Origin of the sequence: Streptomyces eurythermus, from assembly GCF_014649115.1 — a bacterium.
GTDB classification, from domain to species: domain Bacteria; phylum Actinomycetota; class Actinomycetes; order Streptomycetales; family Streptomycetaceae; genus Streptomyces; species Streptomyces eurythermus.
In genome coordinates, this window is sequence record NZ_BMSK01000001.1 from 367,287 (window position 1) to 391,071 (window position 23,785).

The window sequence follows — 23,785 nt, forward strand, 5'->3', positions numbered from 1 at the left end:
GAGGGTCACGTGAACCTGCGCGACAAGCTGCGCGGTCTGCTCGTCAGGCTCTACGCACGCCGGGTGGAAGGTCACCTGGATCACGCTCAGGTGCCCAAGCACATCGGCGTCATCGTGGACGGCAACCGCCGCTGGGCCAAGGCGTCCGGCTCCAGCACCGAGCACGGGCACCGGGCCGGCGCCGACAAGATCACGGAGTTCCTCGGCTGGTGCTCCGAGACCGACGTCGAGGTGGTCACGCTGTGGCTGCTGTCCACCGACAACTTCGAACGGCCGCAGGCGGAACTGGTCCCCCTGCTCGGCATCATCGAGGACGTCGTGCGCACCCTCGTCGCCGACGGCCGCTGGCGGGTGCACCACGTCGGCGCGATGGACCTGCTGCCCGCCGGCATGCAGCGCACGCTGAAGGAGGCCGAGGAGGCCACCGCCCACAACGACGGCATACTCGTCAACGTGGCCATCGGCTACGGCGGCCGGCAGGAGATCGCCGACGCCGTGCGCTCCATGCTGCACGAGGCGCAGGAGCGGGGCCTGTCGATGGAGGACCTCGCCGAGTCCGTCGACATCGACATGATCGGCCGTCACCTCTACACCGGCGACCAGCCCGATCCGGACCTGGTCATCCGCACCAGCGGCGAACAGCGGCTGTCCGGATTCATGCTCTGGCAGACCGCTCACTCCGAGTACTACTTCTGCGAGGTCTTCTGGCCGGCCTTCCGGAAGGTCGACTTCCTGCGCGCCCTGCGCGACTACGCCGCACGTCACCGCCGTTACGGCGGCTGACCGGCCCCGCACCGCCCCGTCGCCGCCCGGTGACGGGGCGTCGTCGTGTCCGCCGATTGGCGCGGACGTAACAAGGAGTTCACCGGTCCGCCGGTGGCCGCATTTGCATGGCCGCGCCTGTTCGAGGGCATAAACCCAACAGGTCGACACCCGAACCACGGGCGTCGGTTCTCAGCGGGCGGCTCGGGGCCGTCCGCCCGGGAGGCCCTTTGCACCAGCCCGACCGTGCGGTCACGGCACGGAATCAGCCGCGGAGGGCCGGTTCACGGCCCGCCGTGCGCGGGGGCCAGACACCGGTCCAGCAACTCCTCGTCGCTCCCCGACCACATCCGAGGGGGTACGTCCTTCCGTGGTGACCAGCACAAAGCGCCACAAGCCCGACCGGCGCACCTATGTTCTCGACACCAGCGTCCTGCTGGCCGACCCGAACGCCCTGACCCGCTTCGAGGAACACGAGGTCGTGCTCCCCGTCGTGGTGGTCACGGAGTTGGAGGCCAAGCGGCACCACCCCGAGCTCGGCTACTTCGCCCGGCAGGCCCTGCGCCTGCTGGACGACTACCGGGTCCGGCACGGCCGCCTCGACGCCCCCATCCCGACCGGGGACCTCGGCGGAACGCTCCGGGTCGAGCTCAACCACTCGGACCCCAGCGTCCTGCCCACGGGCTACCGACTGGGCGACAACGACTCCCGCATCCTCGCGGTGGCCCGCAACCTCCAGGCCGAGGGGTACGACGTCACCGTCGTGTCGAAGGACCTGCCGCTGAGGATCAAGGCGTCCTCCGTCGGGCTCCTCGCCGAGGAGTACCGGGCCGAACTCGCCATCACGGAGAACTCCGGCTGGACGGGGATGTCGGAGCTCAGCCTGCCCGGCGAACAGGTGGACATCCTCTTCGAGGAAGGACACGTGTACGTCCCGGAGGCGGCCGGTCTGCCCGTGCACACCGGCCTGACCATCCAGTCCGAGCGCGGCAAGGCGCTCGGCCGGGTCACCGCCGAGGGCAACGTCCGCCTGGTGCGCGGCGACCGGGAGGCGTTCGGCATCAAGGGCCGCAGCGCCGAGCAGCGCATCGCCCTCGACCTGCTGCTGGACCCGGACATCGGGATCGTCTCGATGGGCGGCCGGGCCGGCACCGGCAAGTCGGCGCTGGCGCTGTGCGCGGGCCTGGAGGCGGTGCTGGAACGCCGTCAGCACCAGAAGGTGATGGTCTTCCGGCCGCTGTACGCCGTCGGCGGGCAGGACCTGGGCTATCTGCCGGGCACCGAGGCGGAGAAGATGAGCCCGTGGGCGCAGGCCGTCTTCGACACCCTCTCCGCGGTCACCAGCCGCGAGGTCATCGAGGAGGTCACCGCGCGCGGGATGCTGGAGGTGCTCCCGCTGACCCACATCCGCGGCCGCTCGCTGCACGACGCGTTCGTGATCGTGGACGAGGCGCAGTCGCTGGAGAAGAACGTCCTGCTGACCGTGCTGTCCCGGATCGGCGCGGGCTCACGGGTGGTCCTCACCCATGACGTGGCCCAGCGGGACAATCTGCGGGTGGGCCGCTACGACGGAGTCGTCGCCGTGGTGGAGAAGCTGAAGGGGCATCCGCTCTTCGCCCATGTCACGCTGACCCGGTCCGAGAGGTCCCAGATCGCCGCGCTCGTGACCGAGATGCTGGAGGACGGCCACATCTGATCCGGCCCCGCCCTCGATTGGCGCCGTCCGGCAAAGGCTCAAGAGCCTAGCCGGGCGGCGCCGTCGTGCGTGGGACTTTCCTGAAATCCCCTGGGCCAAACGGGATGTGAGCTTTCACACGCAACACAGAATTGCCACACGGCGTCCGGTTACGGCAGAGTCTCGTTCCTGTCAGGCCCCGCATACGACACAGTCGTGCCCCCAGCGGCACGGCGCCCCGCAGGCCCCACCAACTCCATAGAGTCGTCGTATGCCGCCCGAGCACCACGCGGCGCTCCCCGCAGGGGAGTTGCCCACCGGGCCCGCGCCTCCCGTGACCCCGCAGTTGGGAGGCCTGTGTCAGGGGCACGATCGCGTCCGCCAGGGTCACCGAAGCGGGCGATGCTGGAAGGAAACCGTGTGAGCCGGATTTCGGTCCGGGGATTCGCAGTGGCCTCGGCCACCGCGGTCACCGCTGTCGGAAGCGTCGTCGGCGTTGCCTCGGGCAGCACCGCGCAGACCAACGACGCCGCCGAGGCGACGGCAGCCGACACCACGCTCCTCGCGGACATACCCGCGGGTCAGCAGGCGCAGGTGCAGACCGCGTCCCTGACGCAGCAGGCCGACGCTCAGGCCATCGCCGCGGACGCGAGCGCCAAGAAGGACGCCGAGGAGGCGGCCCGCAAGGCGGCCGCCGACACCGCGATCGCGAAGAAGAAGGCCGCCGAGGAGAAGGCGGCCCAGGCCGCCAAGGAAGCCAAGGAGCGCCTCGAGGCCAAGGCCGCGGCCAGCCGTGGCGGGACCGACGTCCGCGACTCCTCCAGCTTCCCGGTCCAGGGCAGCTACAGCGTGGCGCAGATCCAGGCGATGGCGCGCCAGATGGTGGCCGGCGGCCAGTTCCAGTGCTTCAGCAACATCGTGGACCACGAGTCCAGCTGGAACTACCAGGCGGTCAACGCCTCCTCCGGTGCCTACGGTCTCTTCCAGGCCCTGCCCGCCGGCAAGTACGCCTCGGCCGGCGCCGACTGGCGGACCAACCCGGCGACCCAGATCAAGTGGGGCCTCAACTACATGAACGAGCGGTACGGCAGCCCCTGCCAGGCCTGGTCGTTCTGGCAGGCCAACCACTGGTACTAGGCCACCCGCCGGCCCGCCCGGCCCCGGCTCGGCCTCGCGCAGCCCTTCCCCGTCCCCAGGGGGAGGGCTTTCGCCCTGTACGGTCTTATGCGGACGACTCCACGGGGGAGTGGTGGCGAGCACGCGGGGACGCGGGGGAAGAGGACGGAGCATGGCGCGAGTGCCACGATGGCTGGGCCGGATCGGACGTGGTCTGGCCGAGATGAGCGAGCGGCTGGACGAGCGGCGCGCGGAGGTCGAGAAGGAGCGGGACGAGCCCGGTCCCGAACCGGCGGCCCAGGTGCCCGCAGCCGATCCGGCGACCCCGCCCGCCCGCCGGTCCGCGGCACCCGCCCGCCGGGCCACGCCCGGCCGCCGGCCGGATCCCGCCGAGGCCGTGCCCTGGGGTGTCCGGGTCGCCGCCGAGGCGGGCTGGCGGCTGCTGGTGCTGGCCGGCACCCTGTGGGTGCTGATGCGGGTCATCAGCGCGGTCCAGCTGGTGGTGTTCGCGTTCGTCATCGCCCTGCTGGTCACCGCCCTGCTCCAGCCGACGGTCGCCCGGCTCACCCGGCGCGGGGTGCCGCGCGGCCCGGCCACCGCGCTCACCGCCATCAGCGGCTTCGTCGTCATCGGCCTCATGGGCTGGTTCGTGACCTGGCAGGTCATGGAGAACATCGACACGCTCTCCAACCAGATCCAGTCCGGCATCGACGACCTGCGCAACTGGCTGCTGAAGAGCCCCTTCCACGTCACCGACAAGCAGATCAACCAGATCGCCAAGAACCTCCGCGAGGCGATCGGCGCCAACGCCGACCAGATAACGTCCGCGGGCCTGGAGGGCGTCCAGGTCATCGTGGAGGCCCTCACCGGCATACTGCTGGTGTTCTTCTCGACGCTCTTCCTGCTCTACGACGGCAAGCGCATCTGGGAGTGGTTCCTGAAGCTGGTGCCCGCCGCCGCCCGCCCGGGCGTGGCCGGGGCCGGCCCGCGGGCCTGGCGCACGCTGACCGCCTATGTGCGCGGCACGGTGCTGGTCGCCCTCATCGACGCGATCTTCATCGGCATCGGCATCTACTTCCTGGACGTGCCGATGGCCGTCCCGCTGGCCGTGTTCATCTTCCTGTTCTCGTTCATCCCGCTGGTCGGCGCGGTCGCCTCCGGCGCGCTCGCGGTGATCGTCGCACTGGTCACCCAGGGCGTGTTCACGGCGCTGATGACGCTGGTGGTGGTGCTCGCGGTGCAGCAGATCGAGGGCCATGTGCTCCAGCCGTTCATTCTCGGCCGCGCGGTCCGGGTGCATCCGCTGGCGGTGGTCCTGACCGTGGCCGCCGGCGGCATGGTGGCCGGCATCGGCGGCGCCGTGGTGGCCGTACCGCTGGTCGCGGTGACGAACACGGTGGTGGGCTATCTGCGGACGTACGCGCAGCAGCAGTCCGATGCGGCCGTGGAGGACGGGGGCGACGGGGAGGAAGCGGATGCTCCGGCCTCAGACGAGGGGCCCGGGAAGTCCATCGGAGAGGACGCCAAGGACGCCAAGGGCACCGAGGACTCCGGAAACACCGAGGGCAAGGGCGCCGGGGACGACGAAGACCCCGCCCACAAGGAGTGAGCGGGGTCTTCGGGAGGGGTCCTACTCGGCCAGGACGGCCTCGGCGTCCACGGTGACGGCGATCGCCTGCACCACGGAGGCGATCTTGAACGCCTCCTGGACGGTCTCGCGCTCCACGCCGGCCTTGCGCAGCACCTGCTCGTGCGAGTCCAGGCACATGCCACAGCCGTTGATCGCGGAGACCGCGAACGACCACAGCTCGAAGTCGACCTTCTCCACGCCCGGGTTGCCGATGACGTTCATCCGCAGGCCCGCGCGCAGGGTGCCGTACTCGTGGTCGGACAGCAGGTGCCGGGTGCGGTAGAAGACGTTGTTCATCGCCATGATGGCGGCGGCCGACTTGGCGGCCTGGTACGCCTCCGGCGAGAGGTTCGCCTTCGCCTCCGGCTCCAGCTCACGCAGCACGATCGGGGAGCGGGAGGCGATCGCGGTCGCCAGCACCGTGCCCCACAGCTGCTGCGCCGGCAGCTCCGAGTTGCCGATGACCGAGCCCAGGTTGAGCTTCAGGTCCTTGGCGTAGTCCGGGATACGGGACTTCAGGGAGTCGAGCGACACGGGTCACTCACCAGCCAGCAGCGCGACCGGGTCGAGGGTCTCGTCGCCCTTGGACCAGTTGCACGGGCACAGCTCGTCGGTCTGCAGGGCGTCCAGCACCCGCAGGACCTCCTTGGGGTTACGGCCCACGGAACCGGCGGTGACCATCGTGAACTGGATCTCGTGGTTCGGGTCGACGACGAAGACGGCGCGCTGGGCGTAGCCGTCCTCACCCTCGATGCCGAGGTCGCGCATCAGCTCGTGCTTGGGGTCCGCCATCATCGGGAACGGCAGGTCGGTCAGGTCCGGGTGGTCCTTGCGCCAGGCGTGGTGCACGAACTCGGAGTCACCGGAGAAGCCGAGGATCTGGGCGTCGCGGTCGGCGAACTCGTCGTTCAGCTTCCCGAACGCGGCGATCTCGGTCGGGCACACGAACGTGAAGTCCTTGGGCCAGGCGAAGACCACGAGCCACTTGCCCTCGTAGGACTTGTGGTTGATCTGCTCGAACTCCTTGCCCTTCTCGAGCGAGACGCAGGCGGTCAGATCGAACTCGGGGAACTTGTCACCGACAGTGAGCACAGGCTCTCCTTGCAGCGAAGAAACTTCCCTTTTGGGGCGTTTCCCATGGGGTTGGACTCTGCCGATGGTGGCACAGGGTGCATTGATTAGGGAAATAGCTACACTCGGTCGTGTTGATTGGAGGTGCTTATCAGTGACGATGGGCAACGGGAGGCGACGGCAGCCGACGCTGTCGCAGCTGCGGGCGTTCGTCGCCGTCGCCGAGCATCTGCACTTCCGGGACGCGGCGGCGGCCATCGGGATGAGCCAGCCCGCCCTGTCCGGCGCGGTCTCCGCGCTGGAGGAGACCCTCGGGGTGACCCTCCTCGAGCGTACGACGCGCAAGGTACTGCTCTCGCCCGCGGGGGAGCGGCTGGCCGTGCGGGCCAAGGCGGTGCTGGACGAGGTCGGCGCGCTGATGGAGGAGGCCGAGGCGGTCCGGGCCCCGTTCACGGGCGCGCTGCGCCTCGGGGTGATCCCGACCGTCGCGCCGTATCTGCTGCCCGCCGTGCTCCGGCTGGTGCACGAGCGCTACCCGCAGCTCGACCTCCAGGTGCACGAGGAGCAGACCGCCAGCCTGCTCGACGGCCTGCTCTCCGGCCGGCTCGACCTGCTGTTGCTCGCGGTGCCGCTCGGTGTCCCCGGCGTGGTCGAACTCCCCCTGTTCGACGAGGACTTCGTGCTCGTCACGCCGCTCGACCACTGGCTCGGCGGCCGCGAGGGCATACCCCGGGAGGCCCTGAAGGAGCTGCACCTGCTGCTCCTGGACGAGGGGCACTGCCTGCGCGACCAGGCCCTCGACATCTGCCGGGAGGCGGGCCGCGAGGACGCGCCGGTCACCACCACGGCCGCCGGGCTGTCCACGCTGGTCCAGCTGGTGGCGGGCGGCCTCGGCTGCACGCTGCTGCCGCGCACCGCGCTGAAGCTGGAGACCTCCCGCAGCAGCCAGCTGCTCACCGGTTACTTCGCCGAACCCGCCCCGAGCCGCCGGGTCGCCTTCGCCATGCGCGCGGGCGCGGCCCGCGCCGCGGAGTACGAGGAACTGGCGGCGGCGCTACGGGGCGCGCTGCGGGCTTTGCCGGTACGGGTGCTGGACGGTTCCGACTAGCGCTTCCGGGAGCGGCTGTGGGGCGCGCGCAGTTCCCCGCGCCCCTTCGGGCGCGGGCGCCGCCTACTCCGTACGCAAGCCCTCCGGCCGCATCATCCGAAGCAGCGGCGGCAGGCTGAGCAAGGTGACCACCAGGACCACTCCCGCGCCCGCGCCCGCCATCGACAGCACGCTCGCCCAGTCGACGGTCACCGTCGTGGCCGTCATCCGCAGCAGCACCGCACCGAGGGCCAGGCCCACCGTCGAGGCCAGCAGCAGGCCGAGCGAGATGGGTACCGCCGTCTGCCACAGCACCGACAGCCCCAGGGTGCGGCGCCGGGTGCCGAAGGCGACCAGCGACGACAGCAGCTTGCGCCGCTCGCGCAACTGCTCCAGCTGGGAGACCAGCAGGCTCGCCCCGATCAGCAGCAGCACACAGACCGCGCCGAGGAACAGGCCGGTGCGCAGGGAGGTGTACTTCCGGGACGCGGTGGTCGCCGTCCAGTGCCAGACGGACGAGAGCCGGTCCACCCGTGCCGCCGTGTTGCGCACGTACTGCTCCGCTTCCGGCACCGACAGGTCCAGGCGGACGTAGACCTGGTGGTACAGCGTCGGCGCGGCCGTGGCGGGCAGCGCGGACGGGGTGACCAGCAGACCGTTGACGTACGACTGGAGCGCGTCCTTGCGCGCGCTGACCTGGCGTACTCCGGCCGGTACCGTCCAGGGGATCTCGCGCCCGCGCACGCCGTCCGAATAGGTGGCGTCGATGTAGCCGCGCCGGCCCGGCCGGGCGAGGGCCAGGTCGTCGGGCTCGTCGCGCGCGTCCGGGACGACGAACACGTCACCGTCCCGGCAGGACGGCAGCTGGGCCAGTTCGCGCAGCGCGGCGCAGGTGCCGACGGTGATGCCCACCGTGGAGCCGGGGTCACGGCGCCGGTCGCCCATCGAGCCGGAGGAGATCGCCACCGCCGCCCGGACGCCCTTGGTCCGGGGGAACTCCCGGGCCGCCGCGGGCAGCGCGGCCCCGTCCGAGAGGTTGATCTCCACCGACGCCCGCTCCGGATCCTTGCCGGTGTCCCGGGTGTACTGGCCTTCCACACCCGCGAACAGCATCTGGAGCGCGATCGCCCCGGCCACCGCCACGGCGATGCCGTTGACCATGCGGGCCGCCGTACCGCTGCTCAACTGGAGCCGGCGTACGGCCAGCTGCCAGGAGACCGGGCCCGTACCGAGCCGGGCCACGACCGCCTCCACCAGCCAGGGCAGCAGTGCGCTGACGCCGACCAGGAGCAGCAGCACGCCCCCGACGACCAGGTATTCGTTGAAGTCGCCGTTGGACCGGCCCTTGCCGATCATCGGGTACAGCAGCGCGAGGCCCGCCAGGGGCAGCAGCAGCCGCCACCACAGGCGCCGCCGGGCCTGCTTGGCCGTGCGCACCACGCCGAGCGGTTCGACGGCCACCCCGCGCATCGCGAACAGCGTCACCCCCACCGCGGCGGCCGGGACCGCCACCGCGACCAGGACGACCAGCGCGGGGGAGGGGTTCAGATAGCTGGGGAAGAAGCTTTCGCCCAGCACCTCCACCGAGCCCGCCGTCTGCCGTCCGACGAGGAAGAACACCGTGCCGACGACCAGGCCGAGCAGGGCTCCGGCCAGTGCCTCGCCCGCCGCGATCCGGCGGGTCATTCGGCGGTCGGAGCCGACCAGCCGCAGCGCGGCCAGCCGGCGGTCGCGCCGCTCGCCGCCGAACCGCACGGCCGCGGCGATGAACACGGCGACCGGGGTGAGCAGGGCGACGAACACCACCAGCGTCATCATGATGAGGACCGGGTCGGCCCGTTCGGGTGTCGGGTGCCGGTCCCCGAACGCGGTCAGCCGCACCACGTGCGAGCTGTCCTTCTGCACCGCCAGGTCGTCCGCGCCCGCGTAGAAGGCCAGTTCGTGCGAGCCGATCAGCCCGGGCTCGCCGATCGTGCCGGTGATCCGGTCCGTCAGCCGTTCCCGCAGCAGCCCGCCCTCGTCGGAGGTGAGCAGCTTCTTCAGCGCGGGGGAGACCACCATCTCGCCCGGCGCGGGGAAGCGGTCCACGCCCGGCGGCAGCGGCGCCCGCGGGCCCTCCGGGTCGAGGAAGCGGCCCCGGACGTCCTTGTCGTGCCACTTGGTGTCGGCCATGCCGACCAGCACGGTGTTCTCGCCCTTCGGCGGCACGGCCGCGCTGTAGGTGAGGTCCGTGCGGGCCTGCTCGCGCTGGTGCCGTGCCGTCAGCACGTTCGGCAGCGCGGTCGTCAGCAGCAGCAGCGCCACGCCCAGGCCCACGCCGACCGCCGTCAGCACCATCCGGACCCAGCCCTCGCGCCCGCCGGTGACGGCGAACCGGACGCCCATGCCCAGGTCCCTGGACCACTGCCGGAGGTTCATATGGCGCGCTCCATGTCCCGGGACCTGCCGTCGCGCACGACGATCTCCCGGTCGGAGTAGGCGGCCACCCGGGCCTCGTGGGTGACCAGCACGACGGCCGCGTTGGTGGAGCGGGCCGCGTCGGTCAGCAGCTCCATGACCCGTTCGCCGTTGAGGGAGTCGAGCGCGCCGGTCGGTTCGTCGGCGAACACCACCCGGGGCCCGGTGACCAGCGCCCGCGCCACCGCGACCCGCTGGCCCTGGCCGCCGGAGACCTCGCCGGGCCGCTTGCCCTTGAGGTCGTCCACCTCCAGGCGTTCCATCCAGGTGAGCGCGGCCCGCTCGGCCTCCTTGCGGGGGCTGCCGTTCAGCCTCAGCGGCAGGGCCACGTTCTCCACGCAGGTCAGCTCCGGGACCAGCTGGCCGAACTGGAAGACGAACCCGAAGTCGCGGCGGCGCAGCGCGCTGCGCTCGGTGTCGCTCAGGCCGGCGAGTTCGCGGCCGGCGTAGGTGATGGAGCCGGAGTCGGGCGGCACGATGCCGGCCAGGCAGTGCAGCAGCGTCGACTTGCCGGAGCCGGAGGGGCCCATCACGGCGACGACCTCGCCGGGGTGGATGGAGAAATCGGCGCCGTCGAGCGCGACGGTGGGGCCGAAGCTCTTGCGCAGGTTCTCGGCGGCGAGCAGGGAGCCGGGGGGAGGGGTCATCGGGTCACCGCCGCACGGAGCTTGTCGAGGCGCGCGGCGGTGAGTTCCAGCCAGCGCAGGTCGGCCTCCAGGTGGAACAGGGCGTGGTCGCAGATCAGCTGGTCGGCGAGGTCGCCCTTGCGCTTGCGGTCGGTGAGGATGCGCATGCTGCGCAGGTGCTCGGACCGCTGGGTGTCGAGGATGTCGGCGGCGTCGCGGTGGGTGAGGAGGGCGAGGACGACCTTGGTGTAGAGGGTCGACTGGAGGTACTCCTCCGGCTTCTCCGGGGTGGCGAGCCAGCGTTCGACGTCGGTGATGCCGGCGTCGGTGATGGCGTACCGCTTGCGCTCGGGGCCGCCGCCGGCCTCGATCCCGTCGACTTCCACGAGACCGTTCTTCAGCAGCCGGGACATCGTGGAGTAGACCTGGCCGTAGTGCAGCGGCCGGTCGTGACCGAACTTCTCGTCGAAGGCCCGCTTGAGGTCGTAGCCGTGGCGTGGGCCGGACTCCAGGAGCCCGAGGAGGGTGTGACCGATGGACATGGCGGCACTCTACACAGCGTGTATACCCACCATGTATACACCGGGTGCAGAGTGGCATCTCGGGAGCGTGTCGGCGCAGGTGAGGCGCCTTTGTCAGCGTTTTGTAACAGTCGCGGACACCGGGTGCGACGACGGCCGGGCCCCTGGACGGGAGCCCGGCTCAGGACGGCGGGGGCGGGGTGCCGGGGGCGGAGTCGCCGGGCGGCCGGCCCCGGCGGGGCAGCGGGCCCGCGTCCCCCGGCAGCCGCCCCGCCTCCGCGAGGGCGCGCCGCAGCAGGAACTCGATCTGCGCGTTCGCCGACCGCAGTTCGTCCCCGGCCCACCGGGCCAGCGCCTCGTACACCGCCGGGTCCAGCCGCAGCAGCACCTGCTTGCGCTGCCGCGGCCGGTTCCCGGGTGTCCGTTCCGGGTCGGTCACTGGTAGAGGGTTCCGGTGTTCAGGACCGGCTGCGGGGCGCGGTCCCCGCACAGCACCACCATCAGGTTCGACACCATCGCCGCCTTCCGCTCCTCGTCCAGGTCCACGATGTCCGCCTCCGAAATCCGGGCCAGCGCCGCCTCCACCATGCCCACGGCGCCGTCGACGATCTGCCGCCGGGCCGCCACGACCGCGCCCGCCTGCTGCCGCTGGAGCATCGCCGAGGCGATCTCGGGAGCGTACGCGAGATGCGTGAACCGTGACTCGACGATCTCCACTCCGGCCGTCTCCACCCGGGCCTGGAGCTCGCGGGCCAGCTTCTCGGTGATCTCCTCGGCGTTGCCGCGCAGCGAGAGGCCGTCCTCGTCGTGGGAGTCGTAGGGGTACTCGATGGCGATGTGCCGCACGGCCGTCTCGGTCTGCGTGGCGACGAACTCGGCGAAGTCGTCCACCTCGAAGGTGGCCTGGGCGGTGTCGCGCACCTTCCACACCACGACCGCGGCCAGCTCGATCGGGTTGCCGTATGCGTCGTTGACCTTCAGTACGGCGGTCTCGTGGTTGCGCACCCGGGTGGAGATCCGGGTCCGGGAGGTGAAGGGGTTCACCCAGCGCAGCCCGTCCTGCCGGATCGTGCCCCGGTAGCGCCCGAAGAGCTGGACCACCCGGGCCTCGCCCGGGGCCACCGTGTTCAGGCCGCGCATCGCGATGAGGGCCGCGAGCAGCACGACGGCACCGGCGGCGATGAGCCCGCCCCGGACGCCGGCCGAGGTGACGGCCCCGGCGGTGCCGAAGAGGGCGGCGGCGGCGCCGAGCCCGAGCAGGCCGAGCAGCAGCGCGAGCCCGCCGCCGATGCTGTGGGCCTGGAACTCGCGCACACGCGGGGCGGGCATCTCGGGTATGTCGGACATGGGTGATCCCCGTTCGTTGGAGCGTCTAGCGTTGGTCTAGCTAAGTGATATCACTTTTCCAGGCACGGGCAACCCTGAACTACCGCCGAACGTCGGTTCCTTGTGGATGGGTGCTGATTGTCACGTCCGTAAAAGACCGGATCGGTCGCCCTTTGTCATATAGGCGGGTGTTAGCTTTCGGAGCTGACCCCGAGACGGAAGCGAGCGTAGGGACCCATGGGACGAGCGGAAGAGAGACGAGCGCGACAGCGTGGTCACCGCGCGGCGTCCAAGCGCCGCCGCTCCGAACCCGCGGCGGCCGGCAAACCCGCCAAGAGCCTCCTGCGCCGGATGTTCACCTGGAAGAAGATCCTCGGCACCGTCTTCGGAGTGTGCCTGCTCGCCATCCTCGGCTTCATCGGCCTGTACATGTACGTCGACATCCCCGAGGGCAACGCCGCCGCCCGGCAGCAGAGCAACGTCTACAAGTTCAGCGACGGAACGCTGCTGGCCCGCAGCGGCAAGGTCAACCGCGAGATCGTCGACCTGTCCAAGGTGCCCCGCAAGGTCCAGCTGACCTTCGTCGCCGCCGAGAACAAGAGCTTCTACAGCGACTCCGGCGTCGACTTCAAGGGCACCGCCCGCGGCCTGCTCAACACCCTGCGCGGCCGGGGCAAGCAGGGCGGTTCCACGATCACCCAGCAGTACGTCAAGAACTACTACCTCAACCAGGACCAGACCGTCACGCGCAAGCTGAAGGAGCTGGTCATCTCGTTGAAGGTGGACCGCGAGAAGTCCAAGGACGACATCCTCGCCGGCTACATCAACACCAGCTACTACGGCCGCGACGCCTACGGCATCCAGGCCGCCGCCCAGGCCTACTTCGGCGTCGACGCCCAGGACCTCTCGGTCGAACAGGGCGCCTATCTGGCCGCGCTGCTCCAGGCGCCGAGCCAGTACGACTGGGCGGTGGCGACCGACACCGGCAAGCGGCTGGTCACCCAGCGCTGGAACTACGTTCTGGACAACATGGTCGAGGAGGGCTGGCTCACCAAGGCGCAGCGCACGGCCATGCACTTCCCCGAGATCAAGGCGCCCAAGCGCGCCCCCGGGCTCGGCGGGCAGAAGGGCTATCTGGTCGAGCTGGCCAACCAGCAGCTCGAACAGCAGCTCATGGCGCAGGAGGGCCTGACCCAGTCGCAGGCGGAGAACGCGGTCGAGGGGAAGGGCTGGACCATCACCCTCAACATCGACCGCAAGAAGCAGGCCGCGCTGGAGCGGGCCGTCCGCAGCGAGCTGACCGGCAAGCTCGACAAGACCAAGCGCAAGGTCGACGGCGACATCCAGCCCGGCGCCGTCTCCGTGGACCCCGGGACCGGCAAGATCGTGGCGCTGTACGGCGGCCAGAACTACTACGAGCACTGGACGAGCAACGCCACCCGCAGGGACTACCAGCCGGCCTCCACCTTCAAGCCGGTCATCCTCGCCGCCGCCCTGGAGCGCGAGGCCACCACGCAGGACGGCAAGCCCATCACCGCCAGTACCCTCTACGACGGCGGCAACCGGCGCCCGGTGGTGGACCACGGCCGCCCGGTCGGCTTCGCCCCGCCCAACGAGGACGAGGCCGACTACGACAAGATCACCGTCCAGGAGGCGATGAACAAGTCCGTCAACTCCGTCTTCGCGCAGATGGGCGTGGACGTCGGCATGGACAACGTCATGAGCACCGCGAGCAGCCTCGGCATGGACACCAAGGGCATGCCCGCGGTGCCCGCCCAGACGCTCGGCTCGATGGGCGCGAGCCCCCTGGAGATGGCCGGGATCTACGCCACCTTCGCCAACCACGGCCACAAGGTGACCCCGGCCATCATCAAGTCGGCGGAGCAGAAGGGCCGCACGGTGGACATGCCGGACCCCGTCGGCGGTACGGTGCTCAGCCGCACGGCCGCCGACACGGTCACCTCGGTGCTCACCGGCGTGGTGGACGACGGCACGGCCAAGACGTCCGTGGCCGCCAACCCGCTGCGCGACGGCCAGCAGGTGGCCGGCAAGACCGGCACCTCCGACGAGAACAAGTCCGCCTGGTTCACCGGCTACACCCCCGACCTGGTCACCTCCGTCGGCCTGTTCGGCGAGGACCCGAAGACCCACGGCCATGTGTCCATGGAGGGCGCGACCGGACTCCTTCCGGGGCGCGGCCGGATCAACGGCGGCGGCTACCCGGCGGAGATCTGGGCCGCCTACACCTTCGGCGTCACCGACCGGTCCGCGTTCGACCTGGACACCACCCAGGGCGCCGCCGTCGCGCCGCCCCCGCCGCCCACCAGCAGCGCGCCGCCGACCCCGTCCACGACGCCGTCGCAGACCCCGTCCGAGACGCCGAGCGAGACGCCGTCCCGCACGCCGTCGCAGACCCCGTCCGAGACGCCGAGCGAGACGCCGTCCCGCACGCCCTCGCAGACGCCGTCCGGAACCCCCACCACCGGGCTGCCGACGGAACCCACCACCGAGGGCCCGCCCGACCCGGACGACGACGGCGGCGGCTTCCACTTCGGCCAGTAGGGCCCGCACACGCCAAGGGGCGCCCGGAGGAGACTCCGGGCGCCCCTTCGCGTCGTAGCGCCTTCCGGCTCAGCGGTTCAGCTCGAACCAGACCACCTTGCCGGTGCTCAGCCGGGTCGCGCCCCAGCGCCGGGCCAGCTTGTTGACCAGGTACAGGCCGCGCCCGCCCTCGTCGGTGGCCCGGGCCTGCCTCAGGCGCGGCAGCTGCGGCACGTCGTCGCCGACCTCGCAGCGCAGCACGTCCGTGCGCAGCAGCCGCAGCGTCACCGGCCGCGACGCGTACCGCACCGCGTTCGTCACCACCTCGCTGACCAGCAGCTCCACCGAGTCCGACAGGTCCTCCAGGTCCCACCGGGCGAGCGCCCGGCGGGCCAGCCGGCGGGCCTGGCCGGGGGCGGTGCGCTCCGGCTCCAGCGTCCAGTACGCGACATCGCTCGGCGCGATCCCGTCGAACCGGGCCGCCAGCAGCGCGATGTCGTCGTCCCGGTCGCCCGGGCCGAGCATGTCCAGCACCTCGTCGCACAGCGCTTCCAGCGGCGGCGGATGGTCCGGCCCGGTCAGCCGGGCCGTCGCGGCCAGCCGCTCCCGCAGCTGCTCTATGCCGGTCCACACGTCCCGCAGCCGGGACTCCACCAGCCCGTCGGTGTACAGCAGCAGGGTCGCCCCGGCGGGCGCGTCCAGCTCCACCGCCTCGAAGTCCACCCCGCCGACCCCGATCGGCGCGCCCGGCGGCACCCGCAGCACCTCGGCCCGGCCGCCCAGGTGCAGCAGCACGGGCGGCGGATGGTCGGCGTTGGCGATCGTGATGCGGTGCGTCACCGGGTCGTAGACCGCGTACAGGCAGGTCGCCATGCGGTCGGTGCCCAGGCGCTGCGCCTGCTCGTCCAGGTGGTGCAGCACCTCCTGCGGCGGCAGGTCGAGCCCGGCCAGCGTCTGCGCGGTGGTGCGCAGCTGGCCCATGATCGCCGCCGAGGTCATGGAGTGGCCCATCACATCGCCGACGACCAGGGCGACCCGGCTGCCCGGCAGCGGGATCGCGTCGTACCAGTCGCCGCCGACCCGCGCGGTCTCCGCCGCGGGCAGGTACCGCGAGGCCAGCCGGACACCGGTGGGCCGGGGCAGGGTCTCGGGCAGCATGGTGCGCTGCAACTCGTCGGCGATGTACGCCTCCCGGCCGTACAGCACCGCCTTGTCGATGCCCAGCGCGCTGTGCGTGGCCAGTTGCGCGGCCACCAGCAGGTCGTCCGCCTCGAACGCCGGCTGGTCCGGGCGGCGCAGGAACAGCGCCGCGCCGATCACCCGGCGCCGGCCGCGCAGCGGCGCGAGGATCGCGTGCTGCCCGCCCGGTACGACGCCCTCCCCGCTCTCGCCGAGCAGTTCGGGCAGCGCGGCCCGGGCGGCGGGCGCGTCGGCGAACACCGGGCGCACCCCGCGCAGCACCTCGTTCAGCGCGCCGCCCGGCCGCACCTCGCACAGCTCGGTGGTCAGCGCCGACAGGTCCGCCAGCACCGACGGCTCCGGCTCCGGCTCGAACGCCGCCGGCAGCAGCACCCCGTCGGTGTCCCGCTCGTCCGGTATCCGGTCGGTGCGGCGCAGCCGCAGCACCACCGGACCGGTGGGCCGCTCGTCGCCGACCGGCAGCGGATCACGCAGATAGACCAGGATCGCGTCGGAGAACGTCGGCACGGTGGCCCGGCACAGGCCCATCACGATCTCGTCCAGGTCGAGCCCGCGGGCGATGCGCCGGGTGGCCGCGCCCACGAACCTGAGCCGGTCGCCGTCCCGCCGCATCGGCATCGGCCGCCCCGAGGGCACCGCCCGGCCGGTACGGCGCTCCGGACCGCCCGGCGCGCGCTCCGGGTCGGTACCGGGCTGTGCCGGGATGCCGTCCGGAGCGGGCCGCGGGCGCAGGGCGTCGGGTTCGGTGATGGCGGGCTGGGAGTGTTCGGGGCCGCCCACCGGGTGCTCCTTCCCCATGCCGTCCTTTCCCTTGCCACGGGGCGTGGCCGTGCCCGGGCCGGCGGGCGTGGTGTCGGCACGGGCCTGCGCGGGTAAGGCCGGCTCGACGGGTTGCCGCGCGGACTGCTCCGGGGCACACAGGAACGCCCCGCGGGGCTCCGCGGGGTCGGCGCCCGGCTGGGGGCGCTCGATGGAGGTGGGCTGCTCCGTCACGCGTGTCGCATCCGTCCGTCCGGGGCTGCGCGCCGGATGCGCCGGGCGCGCAGTTGGTCCCGCCGAAGTCCCGATACCCGCAATACGTGCCCAGGGAACGGGATTCCCGCGGGGCCGGCTTTCGTGGTGGTGCCCTGATACCCCTCGCTCACGTCCTGCCGTCCCTCGGTGACGATCGGTCAGCCCCGGCGCATGCTCCGGTAGTTGCGTTCACGCGCCCTTGCGGAGGACGATCCTACGTTTCTCGCCCGGGGGCGCATCAAGGGTCTCATGAGGACACATGCGCGGGCGTGCGGTCCCAGTCCTCGGGTAGAGAAGGTACCCCCCAGGAGGGATCCGGGCGCCAGTTCTGCCAGCCGTCCGGGAACGGCGGCCCCCACGCGCGGATCACGTCGACCGCCTCCCGGCCCGCCGCCCGCACCCGTTCGGCGGTCGCCGGGTCCATCAGCCCGTCCCGCTGGGCCTGCGCGAACTCGTCCTCGTCCCGCCAGCGCCAACTGCGGTCCGGGCCCACGGTGATGTCCAGGAAGTGGTCCTCGGAGTCCACCCCGCCCGCCCAACGCACGAGGGGCTGCTCCAGGTTGACGTACCAGTTCTTGAACCGCCAGCCGGGCTCCCAGAACAGCCACACCGACCAGGGCCGGCCGGGCTGGGCCAGCTTCAGCACGCCGGTGCCGAACCAGCGGTCCCGCTGCACCGTGCGCGGCTTGGTGTAGCGGGACTCCAGCGGCTCCAGGTGCACGGGCGTGCCGTCGGCCAGGACCGGTTTCACGCACTCGGTGCCGGGGGCCAGCCACACCGCCAGCAGGTCGGCGTCGTCACGTACGACGGTGACGGGCCGGACGATGTGGAACTGCTCGCCCCCGTTCTCCCGGTAGCGCCACAGGATGTGTGTCCCCGGCGTCCAGTGCGCCGCCGCTCCCGCCGTCACTCGTGCCATCGCTCCGTCGTCCGTCATGGACAGATTTTAGGTGCCGCCGGCATACGACGCTGCGGCGCGCGTCACGGCCGCCCCGGGTGGCCGGAAACGTTCGCCGCGGTCACGGGCGCGTCATCCGCAGGACGTCCAGCGCCTCGTCGAGCTGTTCCGGCGTCAGGTCGCCGCGCTCCACGTACCCGCCCTCCAGGACGACTTCGCGGATCGTCTTGCGTTCGGCGAGGGACTTCTTGGCGACCTTCGCGGCCTCCTCGTAACCGATGTACTTGTTCAGCGGGGTGACGACGGACGGGGACGACTCGGCGTACTCCCGGGCGCGTTCGCGGTCGGCGGTGATGCCCTCGATCGTCCGGTCGGCCAGCAGCCGGGAGACGTTGGCGAGCAGCCGGATCGACTCCAGGACGTTCTTGGCGAGGACCGGGAGCATCACGTTCAACTCGAAGTTGCCGGCGGCGCCGGCGGTGGTGATGGTGGCGTCGTTGCCGATGACCTGCGCGGCGACCATCAGCACGGCCTCGGGGACGACCGGGTTGACCTTGCCCGGCATGATCGAGGAGCCGGGCTGGAGGTCGGGCAGCCGGATCTCGGCCAGACCGGTGCGCGGGCCGGAGGACATCCAGCGCAGATCGTTGGCGATCTTCGTCAGGCCGACCGCGATGGTCCGCAGCTGGCCGCTGGTCTCCACGATGCCGTCGCGGGCGCCCTGGGCCTCGAAGTGGTCGCGGGCCTCGGTCAGGGGCAGCCCGGTGACCCGGGCGACCTCCTCGATGACGGCGGCGGAGAAGCCGGGCGGGGTGTTGATGCCGGTGCCCACCGCCGTGCCGCCCAGCGGGAGTTCGGCCAGGCGGGGCAGGGACGCGTGCAGGCGCTCGACGCCGTGGCGGACCTGGGCCGCGTATCCGCCGAACTCCTGGCCGAGGGTGACCGGGGTGGCGTCCATCAGGTGGGTGCGCCCGGACTTCACCACGTCCGCGAACTCGGCGGACTTGCGCTCCAGGGCCGCGGCCAGGTGCTCCAGGGCCGGGATCAGATCGTGGGTGACGGCCGCGGTGGCCGCGATGTGGATCGAGGACGGGAAGACGTCGTTGGACGACTGCGAGGCGTTGACGTGGTCGTTGGGGTGCACGTCACGGCCGAGCCGCTCGGTGGCCAGCGTCGCGACGACCTCGTTGGTGTTCATGTTGGACGAGGTGCCGGAGCCGGTCTGGAAGACGTCCACCGGGAAGTGCTCGTCCCAGCGGCCGTCGGCGACCTCCGCGGCCGCCTCCTGGATCGCCCCCGCGATGTCCTCGTCCAGCACTCCGAGCCCGGCGTTGACCTTGGCCGCCGCCGCCTTGATGCGGGCCAGGGCCTCGATGTGGGCCCGTTCGAGGCGCTGTCCGGAGACGGGGAAGTTCTCGACGGCGCGCTGGGTCTGCGCGCGCCACTTGGCATGGGCCGGGACCCGGACCTCGCCCATCGAGTCGTGCTCGATCCGGTACTGCGGCTCTTCGGTCGTCATCGTCGTACCTCCGAAAACATGAGCACGTTTCACGTCACGCGTATTCCCTATCTGACTACCCGCCAGTAAATACCGGTGGTAACACCTGCTTCGGGGAGGCGTCATGAAACGCGTCGGATCCATCGGGTCCAGGATCAGAGGTACGGCCGCCGCTGTCGCGACGGCCGCCACCGTGTTCGCGGGCCTCGCGGCCCCCACCGCCCACGCGGCCCCCGCCGCCGCGGCGGCCACCCCGCTCCCGCCCGACCTGGAACGTGTCCGGGCCGCCGAGTCCACCGCCCTCTACGGCGACCCGGCCGAGCGGCCCCTCGCCGACCGCAAGACCTCGCTCATCTCCCTGGGTGACAGCGAGATATCCGGCGAGGGCGTCGGCTCCTACGAACCGGGCACCAACGGCCCGGACAACTGGTGCCACCGCTCGCCCCAGGCCGCCATCCACCGCACCGGCATCCCGGCCGACGTCACCTACAACGTCGCCTGCTCGGGCGCCTACACCGGCAACATCCGCGTCGGCGGCGCCAGGCAGTACGCCGACGAACTCGTCCAGAGCGACAGCCTCGCCGTCAAGGCCCGCACCACCCGGATCAAGATGATCGTCCTGGTCGCCGGCGCCAACGACGACCTCCAGTTCGGGCCCGTGATGACCGACTGCGTCACCCGCTACCTCACCCTCCAGGGGACCTGCGAGCCGAAGTACGCGCCCGGCTGGCAGGCCCGGGTGGACGCCCTCGTACCCAAGGTGGAGGCCACCGTCGCCGACCTGAAGGCGGTGATGCGGGACGCGGGCTACGCCGACGGCGACTACAAGCTGGTCCTCATGGGCTACCCGAGCCCCATCGGCCCCGACATCCACGACAACCCGGACTTCCCGGGCAAGCTCCCGGGCGGCTGCACCGGCTACGACTCCGACAGCGCCTGGGGCCGGAACAGCGCCGTCCCGCTGTTCGAACGCGGCATGCGCGAGGCGGCCCGCAAGAGCGGCGCCTCCTACCTGGACAACTCCCGGCTCTTCCACGGCCACGAGGTCTGCATGGAGGACACCTGGGCGCGGGGCCTGTACGTCGATCTGGCCAACCCCTTCCCGCCGGACGCCAACTCGGTCCGGCAGTCCTTCCACCCCAACGCCCGCGGCCACGCCGCCTTCGCCGCGTGCCTGACCCGGTTCTACGGCTCCGGGCTGCGCGAGGCGGGCTGCGCCGACCCGGCGAGCACCGGCACGCCCGAGCTGTACCCGGGCGCCTGGGACGACGCGTTCCGCCCGCTGACCGGCCAGGCCGCCGGCGCCTGCCTCGACGCCTCGGGCGGGGCGAGCGCCGACGGCACCGAGGTCATCGGCTGGGACTGCCACGGGGGCCGCAACCAGGGCTGGTGGTACGACACCGCTCGGGGCGCGCTGCACCTGGAGCTGACCCACGACCGCTGCCTGGACGTACCGGACGGCTCCTACACCGCCGGCACCGGCCTGATCCTGTGGAACTGCCACGGCGGCGCCAACCAGCGGTTCGTCCGCCAGGCGGGCACCCTGCGCCCGGCGGCGGCACCGGGCCTGTGCCTGACCCTGACGGCGGCGAAGGAGCGGGTCAGGCTCCAGACCTGCGACGGCTCGGCGGCCCAGCGCTTCAGCTGACCGCCGGCCCGGGGCGGGCACCTTTCGTACGACGCCCGCCCCGGGTTCCGCGTGCGGGCTAGGCCAGCCCGGGACCCCGTACCGGAATGGTGGTGAACGTCGGCTGCGGGGCCGGGTCCTGGAAGAAGTCGTTGCCCTTGTCGTCCACCACGATGAACGCCGGGAAGTCCTCGACCTCGATCTTCCAGACGGCCTCCATGCCCAGCTCCTCGTACTCCAGGACCTCCACCTTCTTGATGCAGTCCTGGGCCAGGCGGGCGGCCGGGCCGCCGATGGAGCCGAGGTAGAAGCCGCCGTGCGCCGCGCACGCGTCGGTGACCTGCTTGCTGCGGTTGCCCTTGGCGAGCATCACCTTCGAGCCGCCCGCCGCCTGGAACTGCTCCACGTAGGAGTCCATGCGGCCGGCCGTGGTCGGGCCGAAGGAACCGGAGGCGTACCCCTCGGGGGTCTTGGCCGGGCCGGCGTAGTACACCGGGTGGTCCTTCAGGTACTGCGGCATCTCCTCGCCCGCGTCCAGCCGCTCCTTGATCTTGGCGTGCGCGATGTCACGGGCCACGACCAGCGGACCGGTCAGCGACAGCCTGGTCTTGACCGGGTACTTGGTCAGCTCGGCGAGGATCGTGTCCATCGGCTGGTTGAGGTCGATCCTCACCACGTCGGACGACTCGTCCAGGTGCTCGTCCGTGGTGTCCGGCAGGAAGCGCGCCGGGTCGGTCTCCAGCTGCTCCAGGAAGACGCCCTCGGCGGTGATCTTCGCGACGGCCTGGCGGTCGGCGGAGCAGGACACGGCGATGGCGACCGGGCAGGACGCGCCGTGCCGGGGCAGCCGGACCACACGGACGTCGTGGCAGAAGTACTTGCCGCCGAACTGCGCGCCGATGCCGATCTTCTGCGTCAGCTCGAAGACCTTCTCCTCCAGCTCCTTGTCCCGGAAGCCGTGGCCGAGCGGCGAGCCCTCGGCCGGCATGTTGTCCAGGTAGTGCGCGGAGGCGTACTTCGCGGTCTTCAGCGCGTACTCGGCGCTGGTGCCGCCGACGACGATCGCCAGGTGGTACGGCGGGCAGGCGGCCGTACCGAGCGAACGGATCTTCTCCTCCAGGAACTTCATCATGGAGGACTCGTTCAGGACGGCCTTGGTCTCCTGGTACAGGAAGGACTTGTTGGCCGAGCCGCCGCCCTTGGCCATGAACAGGAACTTGTAGGCGCCGCCGTCGGTCGCGTACAGCTCGATCTGGGCCGGCAGGTTGGAGCCGGTGTTCTTCTCCTCCCACATGGTGAGCGGAGCCATCTGCGAGTAGCGCAGGTTCAGCCTGGTGTAGGCGTCGAAGATGCCGTGCGAGAGGTGCTTCTCGTCCTCGCCGGCCGTCAGCACGTTCTGGCCGCGCTTGCCCATGACGATCGCCGTGCCGGTGTCCTGGCACATGGGCAGCACGCCGGCCGCCGCGATGTTCGCGTTCTTCAGCAGGTCGAGCGCCACGAACTTGTCGTTCGCCGACGCCTCGGGGTCGTCGATGATCCGGCGCAGCTGCGCCAGGTGGGCCGGACGCAGATAGTGCTGGATGTCGTGGATGGCCTCCTCGGCGAGCTTGCGCAGCGCCTCCGGCTCCACCTTGAGGAACGTCCGGCCGTCCGGGCCCTCCACGGTGGACACGCCTTCGGAGGTCACCAGCCGGTACGGGGTGGTGTCCTCGCCCTGGGGGAGCAGATCGGTGTACGCGAACTCAGGCATCTCAGCCCATTCCTCACTCTGACGGACGGCGGCCCGCCGACGCTGGCGAGCCTCCCCAGCGTAGAACCTGCCGCCGGCCGTGAACCTGTGAGGTGGCGCTCAGTCAGGGCTGTCGCGATCTATCGTGTTTCGGTACGCTGCCGTCGTGGACCTTCACAAACAGAGCGCACCCACACCCGCGACCGAGCTGCGCGCCTCGGACGCCGACCGCGACCGGGTCGCCGACATACTCCGCGAGGCCCTGGCCGAGGGCCGGCTGACCGCCGACGAGCACGCCGAGCGCGTGGACGGGGCGCTGCACGCCAAGACGGTGGGCGAGCTGGAGGCCTTCATCCGGGACCTGCCCGCCGCCTACCGGCCGCCCACGGCTCCCGCTCCGTCCCGCCCCGAGCCGGGCGCGATCCCCGCGGCGGCCGACGCCAACGTGGTGGCGGTCTTCAGCAGCGCCGTGCGCCGGGGCCGCTGGCGCGCCGGGCGCCGGCTGCACGCGTACGCGGTCTTCGGCAACGTGGAGATCGACCTCAGCGAGGCGATCTTCGAGTACCAGCATGTGGTCATCAAGGCCGTCTCCGTCTTCGGCGAGGTGCGGATCCGGGTCCCGGAGAACATCTCGCTGCGCGGCACCGGGGGCGGGGTGCTCGGGAAGTTCGAGGTGAGCCCGCTGGACTCCGCCGACTCCGCGGCGCCGGTCGTCTACGTCGACGGCTGGGCGGTCCTCGGCGCCGTGGAGGCACGGCCCCGGCGCGGCCGGACCGTCTCGGACATCCTCGAGCGCGTCCAGGACAAGGTCGACCGGAAACTGAGCAAGCACTTCGGCCGCTGACGGCCGCGCGTCCGCCCGCCCTCGACGGACGCGAATCCGCCGGTGACCGGAACGTTCCGGTCCGTCGGTGACGGCCGGGGCGGGGGGCGGGAACGAGCCGCCGGGCGTTCGCCGGGGCCAACGCTGTGCATAGGCGCGCGCACAGCGGGTAGGCCTTGCTGCA

The 23,785-nt window shown here is 71.5% G+C and carries 19 protein-coding genes; 8 read left to right on the forward strand and 11 right to left on the reverse strand.

All coding sequences use genetic code 11. The features are described 5' to 3' along the window. Window positions 1-9: 9 nt before the first annotated feature. From IE251_RS01785 to IE251_RS01800, 4 genes are all read left to right on the forward strand, one after another. Window positions 10-783: an isoprenyl transferase gene (locus IE251_RS01785; RefSeq protein ID WP_189751112.1), complete on the forward strand. Its 774-nt coding sequence runs from the start codon at window positions 10-12 to the stop codon at window positions 781-783. Window positions 784-1,132: 349 nt separating this feature from the next. After that, complete coding sequence (gene phoH2, locus IE251_RS01790; protein ID WP_189751113.1) at window positions 1,133-2,458, forward strand: RNA 5'-3' helicase PhoH2; 1,326 nt, start codon at window positions 1,133-1,135, stop codon at window positions 2,456-2,458. 399 nt (window positions 2,459-2,857) lie between these two features. Further along, window positions 2,858-3,574 (forward strand): aggregation-promoting factor C-terminal-like domain-containing protein, encoded by a 717-nt coding sequence (locus tag IE251_RS01795; protein ID WP_491590675.1) that lies wholly within the window; start codon window positions 2,858-2,860, stop codon window positions 3,572-3,574. Window positions 3,575-3,725: 151 nt separating this feature from the next. Then, window positions 3,726-5,162 carry an AI-2E family transporter gene (locus tag IE251_RS01800; RefSeq protein ID WP_189751115.1) on the forward strand — a complete coding sequence of 479 codons (1,437 nt, stop codon included), beginning with the start codon at window positions 3,726-3,728 and terminating at the stop codon, window positions 5,160-5,162. 21 nt (window positions 5,163-5,183) lie between these two features. Here the strand turns inward: IE251_RS01800 and IE251_RS01805 are convergent, their stop codons facing one another. Next, window positions 5,184-5,717 (reverse strand): alkyl hydroperoxide reductase, encoded by a 534-nt coding sequence (locus IE251_RS01805; protein ID WP_030616493.1) that lies wholly within the window; start codon window positions 5,715-5,717, stop codon window positions 5,184-5,186. 3 nt (window positions 5,718-5,720) lie between these two features. Next, window positions 5,721-6,275, reverse strand: a complete 555-nt coding sequence (locus IE251_RS01810) for a peroxiredoxin (RefSeq protein ID WP_030778760.1) — start codon at window positions 6,273-6,275, stop codon at window positions 5,721-5,723. A gap of 139 nt (window positions 6,276-6,414) precedes the next feature. Between IE251_RS01810 and IE251_RS01815 the strand changes: the two genes are divergently transcribed. After that, a complete protein-coding gene (locus tag IE251_RS01815) occupies window positions 6,415-7,362 on the forward strand; it encodes a LysR substrate-binding domain-containing protein (protein WP_189751299.1) in 948 nt (315 codons plus the stop codon). A 63-nt stretch (window positions 7,363-7,425) separates the two neighbouring features. On the opposite strand, the gene IE251_RS01820 is transcribed toward IE251_RS01815, so the two are convergent. From IE251_RS01820 to IE251_RS01840, 5 genes are all read right to left on the reverse strand, one after another. Next, window positions 7,426-9,759: an ABC transporter permease gene (locus tag IE251_RS01820; protein WP_189751116.1), complete on the reverse strand. Its 2,334-nt coding sequence runs from the start codon at window positions 9,757-9,759 to the stop codon at window positions 7,426-7,428. After that, a complete protein-coding gene (locus IE251_RS01825; protein ID WP_189751117.1) occupies window positions 9,756-10,445 on the reverse strand; it encodes an ABC transporter ATP-binding protein in 690 nt (229 codons plus the stop codon). The genes IE251_RS01820 and IE251_RS01825 overlap by 4 nt, the downstream gene beginning before the upstream one ends. Continuing rightward, the gene (locus IE251_RS01830) at window positions 10,442-10,966 is read right to left on the reverse strand and encodes a PadR family transcriptional regulator (RefSeq protein WP_030616502.1); all 525 of its coding nucleotides are present in this window, start codon (window positions 10,964-10,966) and stop codon (window positions 10,442-10,444) included. The genes IE251_RS01825 and IE251_RS01830 overlap by 4 nt, the downstream gene beginning before the upstream one ends. A 160-nt stretch (window positions 10,967-11,126) precedes the next feature. Continuing rightward, on the reverse strand, window positions 11,127-11,384 hold the full coding sequence (locus tag IE251_RS01835; RefSeq protein ID WP_189751118.1) for a type II toxin-antitoxin system antitoxin: 258 nt from the start codon (window positions 11,382-11,384) through the stop codon (window positions 11,127-11,129). Beyond that, window positions 11,381-12,292 carry an SPFH domain-containing protein gene (locus IE251_RS01840; protein ID WP_189751119.1) on the reverse strand — a complete coding sequence of 304 codons (912 nt, stop codon included), beginning with the start codon at window positions 12,290-12,292 and terminating at the stop codon, window positions 11,381-11,383. Before IE251_RS01840 ends, IE251_RS01835 begins: the two co-directional genes overlap by 4 nt. A gap of 216 nt (window positions 12,293-12,508) precedes the next feature. Here IE251_RS01840 and IE251_RS01845 point away from each other — a divergent pair, with 216 nt between their 5' ends. Beyond that, entirely contained in the window at window positions 12,509-14,833 is a 2,325-nt protein-coding gene (locus IE251_RS01845) for a transglycosylase domain-containing protein (RefSeq protein ID WP_189751120.1), read from the forward strand. Between the two features lie 69 nt (window positions 14,834-14,902). Here IE251_RS01845 and IE251_RS01850 read toward each other — a convergent pair whose 3' ends face one another. The 3 genes from IE251_RS01850 to IE251_RS01860 all read right to left on the reverse strand — a co-directional run bounded on the left by IE251_RS01850 (window position 14,903) and on the right by IE251_RS01860 (window position 19,443). Beyond that, on the reverse strand, window positions 14,903-17,005 hold the full coding sequence (locus tag IE251_RS01850; RefSeq protein ID WP_189751121.1) for a SpoIIE family protein phosphatase: 2,103 nt from the start codon (window positions 17,003-17,005) through the stop codon (window positions 14,903-14,905). 268 nt (window positions 17,006-17,273) lie between these two features. Then, window positions 17,274-17,963: a cytidylyl-2-hydroxypropylphosphonate hydrolase gene (gene fomD / locus IE251_RS01855; protein WP_189751122.1), complete on the reverse strand. Its 690-nt coding sequence runs from the start codon at window positions 17,961-17,963 to the stop codon at window positions 17,274-17,276. 82 nt (window positions 17,964-18,045) lie between these two features. Then, window positions 18,046-19,443 carry a class II fumarate hydratase gene (locus IE251_RS01860; RefSeq protein WP_189751123.1) on the reverse strand — a complete coding sequence of 466 codons (1,398 nt, stop codon included), beginning with the start codon at window positions 19,441-19,443 and terminating at the stop codon, window positions 18,046-18,048. Between the two features lie 103 nt (window positions 19,444-19,546). Between IE251_RS01860 and IE251_RS01865 the strand changes: the two genes are divergently transcribed. Then, window positions 19,547-21,070: a ricin-type beta-trefoil lectin domain protein gene (locus IE251_RS01865; protein WP_189751124.1), complete on the forward strand. Its 1,524-nt coding sequence runs from the start codon at window positions 19,547-19,549 to the stop codon at window positions 21,068-21,070. A 58-nt stretch (window positions 21,071-21,128) separates the two neighbouring features. Here IE251_RS01865 and IE251_RS01870 read toward each other — a convergent pair whose 3' ends face one another. Beyond that, window positions 21,129-22,799 (reverse strand): fumarate hydratase, encoded by a 1,671-nt coding sequence (locus IE251_RS01870; protein WP_189751125.1) that lies wholly within the window; start codon window positions 22,797-22,799, stop codon window positions 21,129-21,131. A gap of 145 nt (window positions 22,800-22,944) precedes the next feature. Between IE251_RS01870 and IE251_RS01875 the strand changes: the two genes are divergently transcribed. Beyond that, a complete protein-coding gene (locus IE251_RS01875; RefSeq protein WP_189751126.1) occupies window positions 22,945-23,622 on the forward strand; it encodes a DUF1707 SHOCT-like domain-containing protein in 678 nt (225 codons plus the stop codon). The last annotated feature ends 163 nt before the right edge of the window (window positions 23,623-23,785 follow it).